Below are 17010 nucleotides of genomic sequence, written 5' to 3'. Positions count from 1 at the left end.
GGTTACCTCAAATACGCCGCGCAGCAATGAACGCCACGTCCACTCTTTCCGATCTCCTGAGCCGCGTACCGGCGCGCGAACACGCGGCGCTGGCAAGAAAGCTCGCCACGCTCGAAACCCGTCGTGCCGCCGGCAAACCGGTTGACCGGCTCGAGACCGAACTGGGTCAGGAACTGAACCACGCAGCCGCCAAGACCGAACGGCGCCGGCAGAACCTGCCAGTCCCGAGCTTCGACGAATCGCTGCCGGTCAACCAGCGGCGCGACGAAATCCGCGCGGCCATCGCGGCGAATCAGGTTGTCATCGTCTGCGGCGAAACGGGCTCGGGCAAAACGACGCAGTTGCCGAAGATCTGTCTCGAACTGGGTCGCGGCATCAACGGCCTAATCGGTCATACGCAGCCAAGGCGCCTCGCCGCGCGGTCGGTCGCCAGCCGGATTGCGCAGGAGCTCAAGAGCGAACTCGGCGCCATCGTCGGCTTCAAGGTCCGCTTCACCGAGAAATCCGGTGGCGACAGTTACATCAAGCTGATGACCGACGGCATCCTGCTCGCCGAAACGCTGTCCGACCGCGACCTGACCGCCTACGACACGATCATCGTCGACGAGGCGCACGAACGCAGCCTCAACATCGACTTCCTGCTCGGCTACCTGAAGCAGCTGCTGCCGCGCCGGCCCGACCTCAAGGTCATCGTCACCTCGGCGACGATCGACGCCGAGCGCTTTTCGCAGCATTTCGACGGCGCGCCGGTACTCGAAGTCTCGGGCCGCACCTATCCGGTCGAAGTCCGCTACGCGCCGCTGGAAAGCCGCGACGAGGACGACGCCGAGATCGAGATGGAGGAAGCGATCGTTGCCGAGGTCGAGCACCTGTGGCGGCATGACGGCGCCGGCGACGTGCTGGTCTTCCTGCCCGGCGAGCGCGAAATCCGCGAAACCGCCGAGGCCTTCCGCAAGGCCAAGCTCCGCAATGCCGAAGTGATTCCTCTGTTCGCACGGCTCAGCAACGAAGACCAGCAGCGCATCTTCCGCCCCGGCAACGGCCGCCGCGTCGTGCTCGCGACCAATGTCGCCGAAACCTCGCTGACCGTTCCCGGCATCCGCTACGTGATCGACTCGGGACTGGCACGGATCAACCGCTACAGCCCGCGCGCCAAGGTCGAGCAGTTGCTGGTCGAAAAGATCTCGCAGGCATCGGGCAGGCAGCGTGCCGGCCGTTGCGGCCGCGTCTCCTCGGGCATTTGCGTACGGCTTTATTCGGAAGAAGACTTCAATCTGCGCCCGGCCTTCACCGACCCCGAGATCATCCGTTCGAGTCTGGCCGGCGTCATCCTGCGCATGGCCGCGCTCAGGCTCGGCAAGGTCGACGCCTTCCCCTTCCTCGAAGCGCCGTCGGGCCGGCTGGTTGCCGACGGTTACCAGCAGCTACACGAGCTCGGTGCCGTCGACGACCTCGACGAGCTGACCCCGGTCGGCAAGCAGCTTGCGCGGCTGCCGGTCGACCCGCGACTGGCGCGGATGCTGCTTGCCGGCCATGAACAGCAATGCCTGTCCGAGATCCTGATCATCGCCTCGGGCCTGTCGGTGCAGGACCCGCGCGACCGGCCGTTCGACGCCCGCGACGCCGCCGACCGCGCGCAGGCAAAGTTCGTCGACGAGAAGTCCGACTTCCTCACCTATCTGAACCTGTGGGCCTTCTTCGAAAAGGCCGTCGCCGAGAAGACATCGAACCGCCAGCTCGTCGAGGTGTGCCACACGCATTTCCTGTCGCACATCCGGCTGCGCGAGTGGCGTGACCTGTACCGGCAACTGGCCGACATCGTCGACGACCTCGGCTGGCGCCGGAACGAGACCACCGGCACCTTCGAGCAGATCCACAAGGCGCTAATCACCGGCCTCTTGGGCAATATCGGTTTCAAGCAGCCCGACCGCGACGAATACCTCGGCGCACGCGACATCAAGTTCAACATCTTCCCGGGATCGGGGCTGAAAAAGGCGCGGCCGAAGTGGATCGTCGCCGGCGAACTGGTCGAAACGACCAGGCTGTACGCGCGCGGTGTTGCAGCGATCGAATCCGAGTGGATCGAAAAACTCGCGACCCACCTGACCAAGAAGCAGTACTTCGATCCGCACTGGGAGAAGAACGGTGCACAGGTGATCGCCAGCGAGCGCGTCACGCTGTACGGCCTGCCCATCGTCAACCGCCGCCGCGTCCACTACGGCCGCATCAATCCGGTCGAGGCGCGCGAGATCTTCATCCGCGAGGCGCTGGTCCGTTTCAACTACCAGACCAAGGCCAAGTTCTTCGACCACAACCTCGAACTCTTGCTCGAGATCGAGGAGCTCGAACACAAGGCACGCCGGCAGGACGTGCTGGTCGACGAGAACGCGCTGTATGCGTTCTTCGACGAGCGCGTGCCGGCGGACGTCGTCAACGGCGCCAGCTTCGAGGCCTGGCTGAAAAAGGCCGAACGCGAACAGCCGCAGCTCTTGTACCTGAGCCGCGAGTTCCTGATGAGCCACACCGCCGACGCGGTGACCGAGGAGCAGTTCCCGGTGTTCTTCAAGCTGGCCGAGGCCAGGCTGCCGCTCGCCTACCGCTTCGAGCTCGGCCACGCGCTCGACGGCGTCACGCTCACCCTTCCGCTGCACCAGCTCAACCGCGTCAACCACGCGGTGTTCGACTGGCTGGTGCCGGGCATGCTGCGCGAGAAGGTCACGCTGCTGGTCAAGTCGCTGCCCAAGGCGATCCGCCGCGTCTGCGTGCCGGTGCCCGAGTTCGCGACCAGGATGCTGACCGAACTCGACAAGGCCGACCGCGAGGCGCCGCTGCTGCCGCAACTGGCGCACGCCGTCACTCGCGGTACCGGGCTGACCGTGAGCGCCGAGGATTTCGACCCCGGCGTGCTGCCGCCCCACCTGTTGATGAACTTCCGCGTCGTCGACGACGCCGGCCAGGAGCTGGCAGCGGGCCGCGACCTGATCGCGATCCGCGCCCAGCTCGGCGAAGCGGCGCAACTGACGTTCCGCGACGAGGCCGACGATGCCGGTATCGAGAAATCCGGCATCGTGAAGTGGGACTTCGGCGACCTGCCCGAACAGCTCACCTTCAAGCGCCACGGCCGCAAGCTGACCGGCTACCCGGCGCTGGTGCCCGATGACGACAGTTGCGCGATCCGGCTGTTCGATACCGCCCACGCCGCAGCCGGGGCACACCGGCAAGGCGTGGTGCAGTTGCTGCGTTTCGAGCTCAAGGAACACGTGAAGCAGCTCGAGAAATCCGTACCCAACTTCCAGCAGCACGCCATTGCGCTGCGCGGCACACAGAATGCCGACCAGTTGATGGCGGACATCGTCGCGGCGATCTGCGACCGCGCCTTCGTCGGCGACGACGAAGCGCCGCGCAGCAAGAAGGACTTCGACAACCAGAAATCGCGCGCCAAGGTACGGCTGCCGAGCGTGCGCGATGCCGTGGTCCGCACGCTCGCGGCGGTCGTCGCCGAATACGTGCCGGTGGTGATGGCGGCGAACAGGTCGGGCAATCTTGCCCACGCGCTGAACCAGCAGCTCGGCACGCTGGTCTACCAGGGCTTTCTGGCCGCGACGCCGTGGGAGCAGTTGCCGCGGCTGCCGCTGTACCTGAAGGCGATCCGCATCCGGCTCGAGAAGCGCGTCGCGAACCCGCAACGCGACGGCCAGCGCAACGCCGAGATCACCGAGCTGTGGCAGCGCTGGGAATCCGAGCTCGATCGTTGGCAGCGCGAAGGTCGCGATACCGCGCCGCTGCTGCCGTTCCGGTGGATGATCGAGGAGCTGCGCATCTCGCTGTTCGCGCAGGAGCTCAAGACGCCGTACCCGGTATCGCTGAAGCGGCTGAACAAGAGCTGGGACGAGATCACCCGCCGATGACCGGTCTCCCCCGGATCTGCTGCGCAACCCGATTGCTGCGTCGGTCTTTCACCCGACCCTCGCTGCGCCGCGAAGCAAGTCCCCTTGCGAGATACGGTGCGTATCATCTCGGGTTTGGTTCAAAGCCCTCCTTGCTCTCGGGCTGCTCGCGACGATTCGGGATGTCAGCTTGAAACCGCATCTCGACCTGCGGGGTGCGCTGCAGGACGTGAGGCCCGAAGCGGACGAGCGTCGGACCGCGCTGATCGCCGGCGCGGTCAACCGGCTCGGCGAGGCGCTGCTGAACCGGCTGCTCGTCGAGTACCGGCACGTCTGGGTGCTGACGAGCAAGCCGCTGCTCAGCAGCACGTCGCGCTGCGGTGAAGTGCTGCTGGCCGGCGAACCGCTCGATCACGCCGGGCTAGCCGCCGCGCGGCTGCCGCGGGTCGACGACGTCTACTGCCATGTCGGCGAACGCGGCCTTGCCAACCAGCGCGATGCCGGCATCCATGCAATCGGCCCCGGCGACATCGTTGCGCTGGCGCACGCCGCCGCACAGGCCGGCGCGCGGCGCTTCTGCCTGATCGAAGCGATGGCACCCGGCGCGCAGATGATGCGGCACGTTCCGCTTGCCGCCGGCGAGACCGGCCGCCAGCTGGCGCTGCTGTCGTTCGAGCACGTCGCCCATGTCCATCCGACGGTGTTCAGGACGCCGCCGGCCGGCCAGGGCTGGCTGGCCCGGTTCAAGTCGGCCTACCTCGCGCAGTTCGCCTACATGCTGCCGCAATCGGTCACACCGCTGACCAGCCCGCGCATCGCCGAAGCGTGCACGCGGATCATGCGGCGGCCGGCGACCGGCCATCAGGCCTTCGACGTTCGCGACCTGCGGGACGCACTCGAACAAGGTTGAGTGCGGCGATCGGAATCCGGTTTGACGGCGAAGACGCACCGACAGCCGATACGCCATACCGCCGGCAGCGGTTTCGGCCGCCGCCCTAGGCCAGGCACCAGCCGTCGCGCCCCCCCGCCTTGGCGCGGTACATCGCCTGGTCGGCCAGGCGGATCAGCGTGCCGATATCGGCCGTGTCGCCGGCCGGCACCGCAATGCCGATACTGGCGCTGACCCCGATGTCGATGCCGAGCGAGTGGTGGATGACGCGGACCGCGTCGTTGATCTGGACCGCGATCCGCTCGGCATCGTCCGGCTCGCCGACGTTCTCGAGCAGGATCACGAATTCGTCGCCGCCGAGACGGGCGACGGTGTCGCTGGCGCGGACCTGCTGGCGCAGCGCCAGCGCAATCGCCTTGAGCAGCGCATCGCCGACATCGTGGCCGTAGCAATCGTTCACCGCCTTGAAGCCGTCGATGTCGATCAGCAGTAAGGCCAGCCTTGCCCCGTTTCGGCCGGCACGCGCCAGCGCCGTCTTCAGCCGGTCGTGCAGCAGTAACCGGTTCGGCAGCCCGGTCAGCGGATCGTGATGCGCCAGCCGGGTCAGCTGTGCCTCGCTCAGCGCCAGCCTGGCGTTGGCGTCGGTCAGTGCCTGCGTGCGCTCGGCGACCTTGGCTTCGAGCGCCTGCTCGCTCTCGCGCGACGCATGCAGCGCCATCTCGCGCGTCGCAAGCGTCTCGGCCTGCGCCGCCTCGGCCTGGCGGCGCGACACCTGGATGCGGTCGGCGAGGGCGAACGACAGCAGCAGCATTTCCAGCGCCGAGCCGATCTGCATCGTATGGCTGGTCAGCGCATTGGTCGGCAGCCACGCGAGGTTGCGCATGGCCATCATGCCGACGCCGGCGAGCAGCAGCGTCCATGCAAGCAGGAAGTAGCGCGCACCGGGCTGGCGGCGCAGCAGGCACAGCACGCCGATGACCACCGCCAGCAGCGAGAACGATGCCCCGAGCAGCGAGGTCACGACGGCCGCCCACTGGTAAGGCAGCACCGCCGGCGCGAGTGCGGCGAGGCCGAATCCGGTCATCAGCACGACGATCAGCCGGTCGGCCCTCGGTGCCACCGTGGCGGTATCGAGGAACATCCGCGTGAACAGCGCGCCGAAGAAACCGGTGGCGGCAAAACCGCTGGGCAGCGCGACATTGCCCCAGGCCAGCCACTGCGGCCACAGGTACTGGTTGCCCAGACCGTTGAGCGACAGCTGCCCGACCGCCATGCTCGCTGCGAACGCGACATAGACGAGATAGACCCGCTCGCGCAGCGAGAAATACAGCAGCAGGTTGTAGAGCGCCAGCGCCAGCAGCATGCCGTAGTACAGCGCCAGCAGCGCGTATTCGTCGCGACTGTGTGCGTGGAAGGCGGCCGGTTGCCAGAGCCGCAGCGGCACGGTGAGGTTGCCTTCGGACACGACGCGCAGGTAGACCGTCGATTCGCCGGCCGGCAGCGACAATGGCACCACGAAGTGCCGGTACGGCAGCGGCCGCTGTGCGAACGGCAGCTTGTCGCCGAACTGCGCGGTGGCACCCGGCGCGTAGACGGTGATGTGGTCGAGCGACGAATAGCCGATCTCGAGCAGCCAGTCCGCCGGCGCCATGCCGCGCTGCACGGTCAGCTTCAGCCAGTAGGTGCTGTGCGAGTAGCCGAAGTTGGGATCGCTGTGCGATGGCGGCAGCGGGCGGAATCCGTCTGCCTTGCGGACGTCGTCTATCGTCAGCGCCCTGCCGGCGTCCTCGAGATAGCCGACTGCCGGCGCCGCGTCGTACATCGTCGCCCGGGCGTCGAGGACCAGCGCCGAGTGTGCCTTCGCGGCAAGGCAGAGCAGCAGAAGTATCAGCAGCCGCATCGGGCTTTCCTTGGAAGCTGTTTACGATTTTTTCGCGGCCGCGCCGAGCCGGAAAAAACACCGCCACAAGGCGTGCGACGCGGGCAATAACGGCTTATTGGCAAGAAGCACAACGCAGTGATACGTTTTTTCCCGGCTCGCTCCACCGGCTTCCGGGCAGTGCCGGCGGCGGACCGCGCTGCAAACCGCTTGCGGTACTCGTACCGCGGCGCGGTTCACGCCCTGCCCCCGGCACGGCCCGAAACGTAGCCGTGAAAAGATCGTAAACAGGTGCTTGCCATGCAATCGGCATGATTTTCGCAGATTATGCCGCAGCGTGTGACCGGCAATGCATCCGGCCGATCAGCCTGCGACGGCCAGCGCCGGCAGCCCGTGCCGCGCCCGCGCGTCATTGCAGCGCTCGTCACCCTCGGAAAACTCGTGGCAGGTGCTCGATCGCCGCGCATAGATGCCGCAGCCGACCGATACGCCGACCTCGCCCTGCAGCGCAATGCAGTGCACCGGCGCGGTTTCGGTGCCGCGCATCGCCACCCGCCACGGATTGATCGGCGTCGTCAGCTCGGCCGGCACCGTGCCACCCGGGCAGGCGTCGGTTTCGCCCCAGTAGAACGAGACGCGGAAGCTGGCGCAGCAAGCGCCGCAGGACTGGCAGGCTGAGGACATCGCACGGATACCGGAATGCGGTGCACCCTGCACCGCGGCGGCGATCATAGCCAGCCGGCGCCAGAGCGGATGTTGCGATCTGTACAAGCCGCATCCGTGTTGTGCGTTTACGCCAGTGTCGCACCGAGCACCCGCTCGGCCAGCCCGAACGACACGCTCATGCCGATGCCGCAGGTGATCGCCACCGCGGTGACGCCCGGCGCCGCCTGCCTGACGAGGTAGCCGCCCGGGCCGCTGGCGTAGACGCCCTGCCAGCGTTCGAGCACCGTCAGCCGACGCCCGAGCAGCGATTCGGCCAGCTCCAACAGGCGCTGGTCGATCGCCTCGGCGTTGAACGGCCCGACCGACTCGCCGTAGCGGTGCGAATCGCCGATCAGCAGCTCGCCCGACTCGCCGACCTGCTGGACGATCAGATGGATGCCCTCGGCCAGCCAGACCGGATCGGTGGCGTCGAGCTGGCGGCGCAGCGCGGCCAGCGACTCGAGCCCGGCGAACGAGCCGTAGCGCAGGGTCGACATCCCGGTCATCAGCGCCGGGCCGAGCGTGATGCCGGGGTTGGCAACCCGGAGCATCTGCAGCGCGCAACGCTGCAGCGGCGGCTCGGCGTAGGCGTCGGGGAAGAGCGTCTGGAAATCGTGGCCGGCGCAGATGATGGCCTGTTCGGCCTGCCAGATGCCACGGCTCGTCGTCACGTTCGGCAATTCGATCGCGTTGACCTGCGTACCGAAAACGAACTCGACGCCGTGCACTTCGGCCAGCCAAGCGACGAGACGCGGCAAGGCAACGCGCGATTCGAACGCGATCTCGTCGCCGCTGTAGAGCGCGCCGGTCACGTTGTCGAAAGGCACGCCGAACGCGCCGACCTCGGCCGGACTGATGAGCCGCGTGCCGTAGCTGTCGCCACGCAGCGCCTGGAACTCGTCGAGCACCGCCTGCTCGACCGGATTGCGTGCCACCGTCACGCTGCCCTGCGCCTTGTGCCAGCAACCGGCCTTCAGCAGCACGTCGAGCAGATCTCGCGGCTGGCCTGCGCCAGCTCGCGCATTTCGCCCTGCGTCTGGCCGAGCACGAGGCCGAGGCCGAAGTTGCGCACCGATGCGCCGAGCGGCTGGCTGTCGCGCTCGAACACCGTCACCTTGTGGCCGCGTCTGGCCGCCGCCAGCGCGTGTGCCAGCCCGACGATGCCGGCCCCGACGATGGCGATGTCGCACCGTTTGGCCGCACTCACGGCCGCTTGCCGCGCGGTCTGATTCACGGCCGCTCCCCGCGCGCGAGGCGCGCATCGATCTCGGCGATGACCGCCGGCAGGTCTGCAATGCTGTCGATGACGAAATGCGCGCCGGCGGCGTCGAGCTTCGCTCGGCCGGCGCGCGGCGCGCGGCCTGTTCGGGCGGGCTTAGCGCCGCCCATTCCTCGTAGCTTCAGGCCGACTTCGTTGCCCGACGCCGACAGCCCGACGGTCCACATCCCGGCCGCCAGCCCCTCGGCGATGCCGGGCACGGTGTCGTCGACCTTGACGCAGGCGGCAACGTCGCTGATGCCTAGGCGGATGACGTTCTCGAGCGCCATCCATGGCCCCGGACGCCCGCCGGCGGCAGGTCGTCGGTGGCGATCGTGCAGTCGGCGCATAGCCGCGATCAAGCGCGATCGGCAGCAGCGCGTCCATCACCACGCGCGGATAGCCCGAGCACGAGCCGATTTTGATGCCCTGCGCCCGCAGCGCCGCAATCGCGTCGAGCGCACCGGGGATCAGCTGCGAATACTGGCCGACCCGCGCAACCTGCAGCGGCATGAAGGCCTCGTAGACGGCATCGACGTCGCCATTGCTCATGCCGCGGCCGTACTTCGCATGCCAGCGCGCAGCGATCTGCGGCATGTCGCCGAGCGCGCGGGATGTGGTCCCACTTGGCGAGGCCCATCGGCACGCGGGCCTCGGCCATGTCGATGTCGACGCCGAAGCCGCCGAATGCGTCGAGCAGCACCTGCGTCGGCGCGAACGAGCCGAAGTCGACGACGGTGCCGGCCCAGTCGAAAATTACGGCTTGCAATTGGCCGGCGTAGCGGCGGGTGTAGCGGTAGTTCATAGGTATGCTCCTGGTAATACGGAGCGACCGGAAAAGCCCCGCTGGCAAGGCGTGCGAAGCGCAGACAGTACAAGCAAGTACGGCAAGCGAGCACAACGATGCCAGCGGGGCTTTGCCGGCCGCGACAAAGTCAGTGGGTCCAGCCGAGTTCGGCGAGTGCATCGGCAATCGCGGCAACCGCCTGGCCGATCTCGGCGCCGTCGATCGCGCCGATGCAGCCGACGCGGAAGGTTTCGACCGCGGTGAGCTTGCCCGGGTAGAGCACGAAGCCGCGTGCGCGCACCGCCTCGTAAAAGCGCTTGAAGTCGTAGTCGGATGGTTCGGCGCGTGGAAGGTGACGATGATCGGCGCCTGCAGCGACGGCTCGAGGAACAGCCTGAGCCCGATCCGCGCCAGCCCCGAGATCAGCCTGCGGCAGTTGGCGGCATAGCGCACCAGCCGGGCCGACTGGCCGCCCTCTTGCCGGTACTGGTCGAGCGCGGCGGCCAACGCCGCGACGACGTGGGTCGGCGGCGTGAAGCGCCACTGGCCGGTTTTCTGCAGGTAGAGGTACTGGTCGACGAGGTCCATCGCCAGCGAATGGCTGTTGCCGCTCGACGCCAGCAGCGCATCGCGCCGGGCGATGACGAAACCGACGCCGGGCACGCCCTCGAGGCATTTGTTGCCCGACGCGATCAACGCATCGAAGCGGATCTCGCGCGCGTCGACCGGCAGCGCACCGAAGCTGCTCATCGCGTCGACGATCAGGCTGCGCCCGGCGCGCTCGACCACGGCGGCGATCTCGGCCAGCGGGTTGAGGATGCCGGTGCTGGTTTCGCAATGGATGACGCCGACGTGGCTGATCGCCGGGTCGGCGGCGAGCCTGGCGGCCAGCTCGGCCGGATCGGGCGGCGTGTCGTCGGCCGTTTCGCAGACCGCGACCCGCCGGCCGATCACTTCGGCGATCCGTGCCATCCGCCGGCCGTAGGCGCCGTTGACGAGCACGAGGATCTTGCCGCCCCTGGGCACCAGGTTGCCGATCGCGGCCTCGACCGCAAAGGTGCCCGATCCCTGCAGCGGCACGCAGACGTGGGTCTCGGCGGCGTGGGCAATGTCGACCAGCGCCGTGCAGACCTGCGCCGTCAGCGCGTTGAACGCGCCATCCCACGATCCCCAGTCGGTCAGCATCGCGGTCTTGGTCGCCAGACTCGTCGTCAGCGGCCCCGGCGTGAGCAGAATGGCATCTCTCATTGGGCTTCCCTCATCATCATCCCTCAGTCATCTAGACGAATTTTTCGTTACTTAAAAACCGGGCAGCGCCCCGGCACGATCGAATCAGCGTTGCCGCCACGCCTGCGTCCTGCGGCCCAGCCACCACGCGGCAAGGCTGAACAGCAGGCAGACGAGCGCCGATGCGGCAACGATCAGCGTCGCCATCGCCGCCGCCGCTGCGGTGTCGCCGGCGTCGTCCATGTTCAGCACCGCAACCGAGGCAAGCACCGTGTCGGGCGTGTAGAGGAAGATCACCGCCGACACCGTGCACATCGCCGACACGAAGTAAAAGCGCGCAATGTCGAGCATCGCCGGCAGGCAGACCGGCAGGGTCACGCGCCACAAGGTCGTCCAGAACGGCACCTTGAGCGATGCGGCGACGGCCTCGAACTCGTCATCGAGCTGCTTGAGCGCGGTGGTCGCGGTCAGGTGGGCCGTGGTGTAGAAGTGGGCGACCGAACAGAGCACCAGCACCGTCATCGAGCCGTAGAGGAAGTGCAGCGGGTTGGCCGGATCGTTGAAGAAAAAGATGTAGCCGAGACCGAGCACCAGCCCCGGCACCGCCATCGGCAGTATGGCGAAGGCCTTGAGCAGTTGCCGCGCGACCGGCGCCGCGCGGCTCTTCTCGGCCAGATAGGCGCCGCCGAACACCGCGACCGTGCCGCAGACCGCCGTGGCCAGCGCCAGCCTGACGCTGTTGTAGAACGCCGCCCAGCCGCCACCGTCCATATTGTCGAAGTCGAAGTGGGCCAGCGTCGGCATCAGCTTGTACGGCCACATCTGATGAAGGCCGCGGCGACCGCGGTGGCGAGGATGGCCAGCAGCGCGCCGCCGATCACCGTGCACGTCAGCGTGCTCAGTGCGTCGACCCAGGCCTTCGGCCTGATCACCAGCGGCTGCGCCCTGGCCGTCAGCAGCGCGCGCTGGCGCTTCTGCAGCGCCCGGTCGATCACGAAACTCAGCACCGCCGGCAACAGCAGCAGCACGCCGATCACCGCGCCCTTGGGGAAGTTCTGCTGGCCGATCACCTGCTTGTACGCCTCGACCGCGAGCACGTTGTACTGGCCGCCGATGACCTTCGGCGCACCGAAGTCGACGATCACCAGCGTGAACACGACCAGCGCCGACGAGATCAGCCCGTAGCGCGCCGCCGGCAAGGTCACGGTCAGGAAGCGCCGGACCCGGCCCGCGCCGAGCGCCGTCGCCGCCTCGTACAGCCGCGCATCGGCAACCGACAGCGCCGTGACCAGAATCATCAGCGCATGCGGAAACGTGAAGAAGACCTCGGCGATGACGATGCCCCAGAAGCCGTAGATGCCGCCATCGGGAAACCACGCCTTCAGCAGCCCCTGGTTGCCGAACAGGTAGACGAGCGCGATGCCGGGCAGCAGCGACGGCGCCAGCAGCGGAATCAGCGCCAGGCCGCGGAACAGCGGCTTGGCCGGCATGCAGGTCCGGGTCAGCGCCGCGGCAAAACATAGGCCAGCGGCAGTACGATCGCGGTCGTCGCCAGCGACACCGCCAGGCTGTTCGACACCGCGTCCCAGAAGCGCTCTCCGCCGGCGATCGCGGCAAACTGCGCCAGTCCGGCGAAGCGGCCGTCGTCGCCGGTCAGCGCCTTGCCGAGGATGGCCGCCAGCGGCAGCGCCAGGCTGACCACCAGCGCGGACACCAGCAGCCAGAGCAGGCCGGCCGCGAGGAGCTGACTGCGATCGCTGGCGAGCCGTGTGCGCAGCGCGATCATGCGCCCTCCTCCGCCGATGCAAATGCGCGCAGGCGCGCTGGCGGCAGCGACAGCGGCACCATCCGGTCGAGCGACAGGTTCAGGTGTTCGAACTCGCCGCGGCCGACGTCGGCGACAAGCTGCAGGCCGCCCCAGCCCGGCACCGACAATGCCACCCGGTAAAAGCCGCCGAGGAGCTCGATCTTGCGCACATGCGCCAGCGCGGTATTGGTGACCTGCGTTCCGGCCGGCCCCCAGTTCGCATGCAGCTGCACGTCCTCGGGGGGATGAACAGCGTCAGCGGATGGCCTTCCGGCCTTGGCGGCGTCACGGTCGCGGCCAGCAGCAGATCACCCAGCCTCGCCATCCCGATGCCGGCCGAACTCGCGTCGATCCAGTTCGACTGGCCGACGAACCCGGCGACGAAGCGGCTCGCCGGCCGGGCGTAGATCTCCTCCGGGTGCCGATCTGCTCGATCACGCCATGGTTCATCACCACGACGCGGTCGGCCATCGTCAGCGCCTCCTCCTGATCGTGCGTCACCATGATCGTCGTCACGCCAAGCCGTTGCTGCAGCGACTTGATCTCGCGGCGCAGGTGCTCGCGCACGCGGGCGTCGAGCGCCGACAGCGGCTCGTCGAGCAGCAGCAGCGACGGGCTGGTCGCCAGCGCCCGGGCCAGCGCGACACGCTGCTGCTGGCCGCCCGAGAGCTGGGCCGGGTATCTGGCGTCGATGCCGGGCAGGCCGATCTGCGCCAGCAGCTCCGTGACACGCCGCGCCTTGTCCTCGCGCCGCCCCTTGAGGCCGTAGGCGATGTTCTGCGCGACGGTCAGGTTGGGAAACAGCGCGTAGCTCTGGAACACGATGCCGTAGTCGCGCTGCGAAGCCGGCAGTCGCGTCACGTCGCGCTCGGCGTCGCCAGCGGACATGAACAGCGCACCGTCGCTGGCCGCCTCGAGGGCCGGCGATGATGCGCAGCAAGGTCGTCTTGCCGCAGCCGGACGGGCCGAGCAGGCAGAGGAACTCGCCCTTCTTCACCGACAGCGACACGCCGTCGAGCGCAGTGAATGCGCCGAAATGCTTGGCGACGCGCTCGACGCGCAAGGCATCGACCGCGGTGCCTGCCTGTTGCCAGTCGCGGTTCATTGCGCTTCTCCTGCAACAACGCGCGCGGCGCGGCGGGCAATGGCGAGGTAATGCGCGAGCCCCGGCGTCGTCTTGCCGACGACCTTGGCCTCGTCGTCCCAGCGGCGCAGCGCGACCGCCGCCACGGCATGCGGATTGCGCGCGAAACGCCCGGCTCGGCCGCGCCCATCACGCCGCCCTGCAGCGCCAGTGACAGCCGCGACGCATCCGACAGCCCGGCCAGATAGCCCGGCTCGGCCGCGCACAGATAGCGCTTGGCCGACACGTGCAGGGCGATCGGCGCAAGCACATCCTCGCCGAACAGCTTGCGCAGCGCGGCGATGCCGGTCTGCTCGTGGCGGTCGTCGATGCCCTTGGCAAGGTCGTCGTCATCCTGTCCGGCCACCAGATGACCGACGTCGTGCAGCAGCGCCGCGGTGATCAGCGATGCGGACGCACCGTCGCGCTCGGCGCATTCGGCGCTCTGCAGCGCGTGTTCAAGCTGGCTGATCGCCTCGCCGCCATAGCGCGAAGCGCCTGCGCCGGCCAGTAACTCCTCCAGCGCCATCCAGTCCAGAGTCATCGTGTATCCATCCCGTTTTGACATGGCGCCAATCTAGACGGCTTGTGTTACGCACCCATGACGTCTAGACGACTTTTCGCACCAGGCCGCAAATGCAAACAGCCCCGCGGCTGCGGGCTGTCTGACGGGGGCAGGCTTATTTCTTCGGTTCGGACTTGGCGTCGTAGCGCTTGGTCCACTCGGCGAGGATCTTGTCTCGGTTGAGCGCCGACCACTTGAGATCCTGCTTGATCAGCAGCTGTTCGTAGTTGGCCGGGATGTGCGCATTCGGCTTGGCGATACCCGGCATCGCGACGATGGCGAAATTCTTCTCGTACAGCTCGTTGGCCGAGCGCGACGCCGACCAGTCGGCGAGCTTCTTCGCCGCATCGGCGTTCTTGGTCCCCTTCATGATCGCCGTGGCTTCGACGTCCCAGCCCAGACCTTCCTTCGGGAACACGAGGTCGATCGCGCCCCCGCCTTCCTTGAGCTTGGCCGCACGGTACTCGAACGAAATGCCGATCGGGAACTCGCCCGCGGCCGCCTGCTTGCACGGCTTGGAGCCCGAATGCGTGTACTGGGCGATGTTGTCGTGCAGCTTGTCCATGTACGCCCAGCCTTCCTTCTCGCCGAACACCTTGAGCCAGGCCGACACGTCGAAGTAGCCGGTACCGCTCGACGCCGGGTTCGGCATCACGATCCTGCCCTTGTACTCGGGGCGGGTCAGGTCGCGCCAGCTTTCCGGCTTCTTCAGCCCCAGCTTGGCGGCTTCGACGGTGTTGAAGCAGATCGCCGCCCCCCACACGTCCATGCCGACCCACGACGGCGGGCTGGCCGGATCGACATAGGCCTTCGACAGCTTCTCGACGCCCTTGGCGCGTACGCCTGCAGCATGCCTTCCTTCTCGAGCACCAGCAGCGACGACGCGGCAACGCCCATCACCACGTCGGCCTGCGGATTGGCCTTTTCGGCCAGCAGCTTGGCGGTGATGATGCCGGTCGAATCGCGCACCACTTGAGCTTGATGCCGGGGTTCTCTTCCTCGAACTTCTGCTGGTAGGCCTTGAGCTGGTCGGCTTCCAGCGCGGTGTAGACGGTGAGCGTGGTATCGGCGAAGGCGGTGCCGGCCAGTGCGCAGGCAAGACCGAATGCGATACGGTTGACGAGTTTCATGACTGCGGTCCTTGTGCGGTCCAGAGGGGGAAATCGCAGCGGATTCTAGGCAGCGTGTATTACCAGGTTGTGACGTCTAGACCTATCCGGCCGGCACGATCATCGCGCTCGCGCCGTGGCAATCGTGCTCACGACGCCAGCAGCGGCGCCATGTTCGGCGGCGTGGACGGCAGCTCGAATCCCAGCGTCATCCAGTGGCGCAGTTCATCGGCCGGCATCGGCCTGGCGATCAGATAGCCTTGCGCGGCATCGCAGCCCATCACCGCCAGCGCCTGCCAGATCGCCGCGGTTTCGACCCCCTCGGCGACGACCTCGAGCCCGAGGATGTGGCCGAGTTCGATGATCGAGCGCACGATCGATACATTCTCGAAATTGTGGCCGAGCCGCTCGATGAAGGTCCGGTCGATCTTGAGCTCGTGGACCGGCATCTGCGCCAGATAGCCGAACGACGAGTAACCGTTGCCGAAATCGTCGATCGACAGCAGCACGCCGAGCTGGCGCAGCCGGTCGAGGTTGCGCAGCAACTGCTGCGGCCGGTGCATCATGCCGGTTTCGGTGATTTCGAGGCACAGTTGCGAGGGCGGCACATCGTGTCGCTGCAGCGTGTTGTCGATGAAGGTCACGAAGGTGTCGTCCTCGACGTCGCCGGTGCTGACGTTGACCGAAACGCACAGCATCAGCCCGCCTTCGCGCCAGCGTGCCAGCTGGCCGACCACTTCGTTGACAACCCAGTGCGTGATCGCGTGCAGCCGGCCGGTCTGTTCGGCGAACGGGATGAACTCGTCCGGCGCGATCCAGCCGCGCTCCGGGTGCGCCCAGCGGATCAGCGCTTCGGCCTTGTCGACGCTGCCGTCGCCCAGCCTGGCCTTGGGCTGGTAGTGGACGCGGAACTGTCCGTCCTCGATCGCTTCGCGCAGGTCGGCGAGCAGCACCGTCCGGTTGCGCCGCTGCACCTGCGTTTCCGGACAATAGATCGCATAGGCCGTGTGGTCTCGCTTGGCCAGATACATCGCCATTTCGGCATGGCGCAGCAGCAGTTCGGCCGTCTCGCCGTGTTCCGGGTAGACCGCGCCGATGCCGACGCCGAGGTCCAGCCGCTGCCCGCCGACCATCACCGGATCGAGCAAGGCTGCGTCGAGCCGGGCGAGCAGGCTCGGCAGCGCGTCGATCCGGGTGCGCGGGAACAGCAGCGCGAACTCGTCGCCAGGCAGACGCGCGCACAGTTCGCCCTGCTGCTGCATCAGCCCGGACAGGCGACGCGCCAGCGCGACCAGCATCGCATCGCCGGCCGGATAGCCGAGGTAGTCGTTGACATAGCGGAACTGGTTGATGTCGAGCAGCAGCAGCACGAACGGCGCATCGTCGCTGGCCATGCCCGACTGCATCAGTTCGAGCAGCCTGGTCCGGTTCGGCAGGCCGGTCAGCCTGTCCTCGAAAGCCTGCCGCAGCATCAGCCGTTCCCGCTCGGCCACCGCCTCGCTCATCGCATTGAAGTTGCGGGCCAGTTCGCCCAGCTCGCCGCCCCCTTCCTGCCCCAGCCGGACACCGTAATCGCCTTCGCGCATCCGCCGTACCGCGGCCAGCGTTGCGCTGATCGGTCTGGCGATCCGCCACGCGAGCAGGCTGGAAATCAGCATGCCGACCATGAAAACGGTCATGCCGACCCAGATGGCCTGCCACAGCGCCCGCACCAGTGCCGCATCGAATGCAGCGGCATCCTCGGTCGCGGCGATCACATAGCGGCTGCCGGCAG

16 protein-coding genes and 2 pseudogenes are annotated in these 17010 nt (G+C 67.5%); 2 read left to right on the top strand and 16 right to left on the bottom strand.

The window, feature by feature from the left end; all coding sequences use genetic code 11:
* Positions 1-26: 26 nt before the first annotated feature.
* The gene (gene hrpA / locus BJP62_RS00060) at positions 27-3908 is read left to right on the top strand and encodes an ATP-dependent RNA helicase HrpA (RefSeq protein ID WP_070525298.1); all 3882 of its coding nucleotides are present in this window, start codon (positions 27-29) and stop codon (positions 3906-3908) included.
* Between the two features lie 169 nt (positions 3909-4077).
* Complete coding sequence (locus BJP62_RS00055; RefSeq protein WP_070525296.1) at positions 4078-4797, top strand: hypothetical protein; 720 nt, start codon at positions 4078-4080, stop codon at positions 4795-4797.
* Positions 4798-4882: 85 nt separating this feature from the next.
* Here BJP62_RS00055 and BJP62_RS00050 read toward each other — a convergent pair whose 3' ends face one another.
* From BJP62_RS00050 to BJP62_RS00005, 16 genes and pseudogenes are all read right to left on the bottom strand, one after another.
* Positions 4883-6676, bottom strand: coding sequence for a diguanylate cyclase (locus tag BJP62_RS00050; protein WP_070525295.1), 1794 nt, complete (start codon positions 6674-6676; stop codon positions 4883-4885).
* Between the two features lie 342 nt (positions 6677-7018).
* Positions 7019-7426, bottom strand: a complete 408-nt coding sequence (locus BJP62_RS00045) for a YkgJ family cysteine cluster protein (protein WP_236943630.1) — start codon at positions 7424-7426, stop codon at positions 7019-7021.
* 20 nt (positions 7427-7446) lie between these two features.
* Positions 7447-8343: an FAD-dependent oxidoreductase gene (locus tag BJP62_RS00040; RefSeq protein ID WP_168163764.1), complete on the bottom strand. Its 897-nt coding sequence runs from the start codon at positions 8341-8343 to the stop codon at positions 7447-7449.
* Positions 8334-8594: an FAD-dependent oxidoreductase gene (locus tag BJP62_RS18580; RefSeq protein WP_168163763.1), complete on the bottom strand. Its 261-nt coding sequence runs from the start codon at positions 8592-8594 to the stop codon at positions 8334-8336. Before BJP62_RS18580 ends, BJP62_RS00040 begins: the two co-directional genes overlap by 10 nt.
* Positions 8591-8968 (bottom strand): HAD-IA family hydrolase, encoded by a 378-nt coding sequence (locus BJP62_RS18795; protein ID WP_257785850.1) that lies wholly within the window; start codon positions 8966-8968, stop codon positions 8591-8593. Before BJP62_RS18795 ends, BJP62_RS18580 begins: the two co-directional genes overlap by 4 nt.
* Positions 8969-8976: 8 nt before the next feature.
* Positions 8977-10653, bottom strand: a complete 1677-nt coding sequence (locus BJP62_RS00030) for a 2-aminoethylphosphonate--pyruvate transaminase (RefSeq protein WP_205700936.1) — start codon at positions 10651-10653, stop codon at positions 8977-8979.
* Positions 10654-10737: 84 nt separating this feature from the next.
* The gene (locus BJP62_RS18790; protein ID WP_205700935.1) at positions 10738-11454 is read right to left on the bottom strand and encodes an ABC transporter permease subunit; all 717 of its coding nucleotides are present in this window, start codon (positions 11452-11454) and stop codon (positions 10738-10740) included.
* Positions 11436-12122 (bottom strand): ABC transporter permease subunit, encoded by a 687-nt coding sequence (locus BJP62_RS18785; RefSeq protein ID WP_205700934.1) that lies wholly within the window; start codon positions 12120-12122, stop codon positions 11436-11438. The genes BJP62_RS18790 and BJP62_RS18785 overlap by 19 nt, the downstream gene beginning before the upstream one ends.
* Positions 12123-12133: 11 nt before the next feature.
* Positions 12134-12418 (bottom strand): hypothetical protein, encoded by a 285-nt coding sequence (locus BJP62_RS18780; protein ID WP_205700933.1) that lies wholly within the window; start codon positions 12416-12418, stop codon positions 12134-12136.
* On the bottom strand, positions 12415-12672 hold the full coding sequence (locus BJP62_RS18895; RefSeq protein WP_236943635.1) for a hypothetical protein: 258 nt from the start codon (positions 12670-12672) through the stop codon (positions 12415-12417). The genes BJP62_RS18780 and BJP62_RS18895 overlap by 4 nt, the downstream gene beginning before the upstream one ends.
* Positions 12673-12724: 52 nt before the next feature.
* Entirely contained in the window at positions 12725-13327 is a 603-nt protein-coding gene (locus tag BJP62_RS00020) for an ATP-binding cassette domain-containing protein (protein WP_250637342.1), read from the bottom strand.
* Between the two features lie 76 nt (positions 13328-13403).
* A pseudogene (locus BJP62_RS19145) lies at positions 13404-13544 on the bottom strand (hypothetical protein); the annotation flags it as partial.
* Between the two features lie 325 nt (positions 13545-13869).
* Positions 13870-14091, bottom strand: a pseudogene (locus BJP62_RS18775) (hypothetical protein); the annotation flags it as partial.
* 151 nt (positions 14092-14242) lie between these two features.
* Positions 14243-14896, bottom strand: a complete 654-nt coding sequence (locus tag BJP62_RS18890) for an extracellular solute-binding protein (RefSeq protein WP_236943634.1) — start codon at positions 14894-14896, stop codon at positions 14243-14245.
* Positions 14897-15023: 127 nt separating this feature from the next.
* Positions 15024-15257, bottom strand: a complete 234-nt coding sequence (locus BJP62_RS18885; RefSeq protein WP_236943633.1) for a hypothetical protein — start codon at positions 15255-15257, stop codon at positions 15024-15026.
* Positions 15258-15385: 128 nt separating this feature from the next.
* Positions 15386-16993, bottom strand: coding sequence for a bifunctional diguanylate cyclase/phosphodiesterase (locus tag BJP62_RS00005; RefSeq protein ID WP_070532070.1), 1608 nt, complete (start codon positions 16991-16993; stop codon positions 15386-15388).
* Positions 16994-17010: the final 17 nt, after the last annotated feature.

This window comes from Jeongeupia sp. USM3 (assembly GCF_001808185.1).
Taxonomy (GTDB): Bacteria; Pseudomonadota; Gammaproteobacteria; order Burkholderiales; family Chitinibacteraceae; genus Jeongeupia.
Note: the sequence above shows the minus strand (reverse complement) of the source record. Positions and strands in the feature narration are given on the sequence as shown.